2 protein-coding genes are annotated in these 1,772 nt (G+C 59.0%); both read right to left on the reverse strand.

Annotation, left to right across the window (positions count from 1 at the left end):
* Positions 1–841: 841 nt before the first annotated feature.
* The gene (locus MLGJGCBP_RS19415) at positions 842–1,588 is read right to left on the reverse strand and encodes a glucose 1-dehydrogenase (RefSeq protein ID WP_201453126.1); all 747 of its coding nucleotides are present in this window, start codon (positions 1,586–1,588) and stop codon (positions 842–844) included.
* 97 nt (positions 1,589–1,685) lie between these two features.
* On the reverse strand, positions 1,686–1,772 hold an 87-nt coding region (locus tag MLGJGCBP_RS51900), incomplete at its 5' end, for an NAD(P)(+) transhydrogenase (Re/Si-specific) subunit beta (protein ID WP_236581209.1).

Genomic DNA, 1,772 nt, shown 5'->3' on the forward strand with positions numbered 1-1,772 from the left:
CGCAACGACATGCTTCCCACCAGCGCGTCCGGGAAGGTGATCCGCCGCAACGTCGAAGCGATGTGGCTCGAACGCGGCGGCACCGACCTCATCGAGATCGACAACTGACAACCCACCCGACAGATCGGCGCGGTGATCGCCTATGGCTGCGCCGTTCTCGTGGTGCATCAAGGCTGGGTGTCGTGAGGTGCTGCAGGTGGTGGGTGGCGAGAGCGAACATGAGGGCGTTCGGGACCCCTCGTCCGTTGGGGCAGGGCGACGAGGGTCACGAAGAGTTCGAATTGGTTGCCGCTCACGGCGGCGCACAACGCGGCACCTTGGGGCGCCCTCATACCGGCGACCTGAGTAGTGCACACCCGATGGAATCTGGTTCTTCGAGCCCGAACTCAAGAAATGGTATGAACGGGCGAGACCTCTACTGGGTCGTGGGTGGGCTCGGTCTGTCCGTGCGTGTTCCCGACCGTTGCGAGCACGGTCCTCGATGATGGGCCTACGTACAAACAGTCGACGCCCCCGTTACGTGACGGTCGATGACCTCGATGAGCCGTCGTTTCTCTGTATCGGAAAGAGGGACCGGAGGAAGGGCTCTCAGCCTGGATTGCACACGCCGGTAGAATGAAACGCGGCTGATGCCGAACTCGACGAAAATGTCTTCCGGCGAAGGGCCGCCGTACGGCGCCCAGACTCGGGCGAATGCAAGCACCGCGTCGTCCAGGGATTTCATTCGATGCCCTTTCTCCTTGAACTAGGTATCTCGATGTGGTTTGACATTCAGGACGCGGCCGCCTCCGGGCGGCGGCGGACGCTCCTGAGGTCAGGGGGTTCTCGGAAAATCAGTACTTCACTGGGCTGTCAGGCCGCCGTCGATGACATGCTCTGTACCGTTCACGTAAGAAGATTCGTCGCTGGCGAGAAACAGTACGAGGTTTGCGACTTCTTCAGGGTCGGCCATACGGCCCATGGGGATCTGTTCATTGATTCCGCCGCCGTCTGCGTCGGTGGCCGCTGCCATCATCGGGGTCTTGATGTATCCGGGATGAACTGAGTTTGCGCGAATGTTCGATGGACCATATTGAACAGCAACGTGTTTCGTCATTCCGCGTGAGGCGAACTTACTTCCGACATACGCGAGGTTGGGAGCTCCGACGATCGATACGATCCCGGCCACCGATGAGACGTTCACGATGGATCCTCCGCCCGCCTCCAGCATCGAAGGGATCACTGTCTTCATGCCGAAGAACTGCGAGGTCTGGTTGACGTTGATGACATGCAGATAGTCCTGCTCGCTCAGTTCCACGGTCTCAGCGATGGGACCGATGATCCCAGCGTTGTTGACCAGTACATTCACCGGCCCGAAGGCGCGCTCGGTTTCGCTGAGCACGTCGTGCCACTGGCTCAGAGAAGCAACGTCGTGAGAAACGAACTGAGCGTTCTCGCCGAGTTCGGTTGCGATTTCCTTTCCCCTTGCTTCATTGAGGTCTGTCAGTGTCACTTTGGCACCTTCAGCGACGAAGCGCCGAGCGTGAGCTTCACCCATGCCCTGAGCAGCTCCGGTGATGATGACAACTTTCCCATCGAGTTTTCCCATTTCGTACCCCTTACTCATCGTGCGATTTTCTTGTTGGTGAAGGTATAGCGACGGTAGGAAGCTTGGCTGTCCTGCGTAAGTCGTTCGGACCAAACGATTAAAGGGCCTTGAGTTCCTCGGTGACCTCGGAGACCGACTTCTTCGCGTCCCCGAACAGCATCGAGGTGGTGTCCGCGAAGAACAG

The organism is Rhodococcus sp. T7, assembly GCF_009872365.1.
Lineage (GTDB): Bacteria > Actinomycetota > Actinomycetes > Mycobacteriales > Mycobacteriaceae > Rhodococcus_F.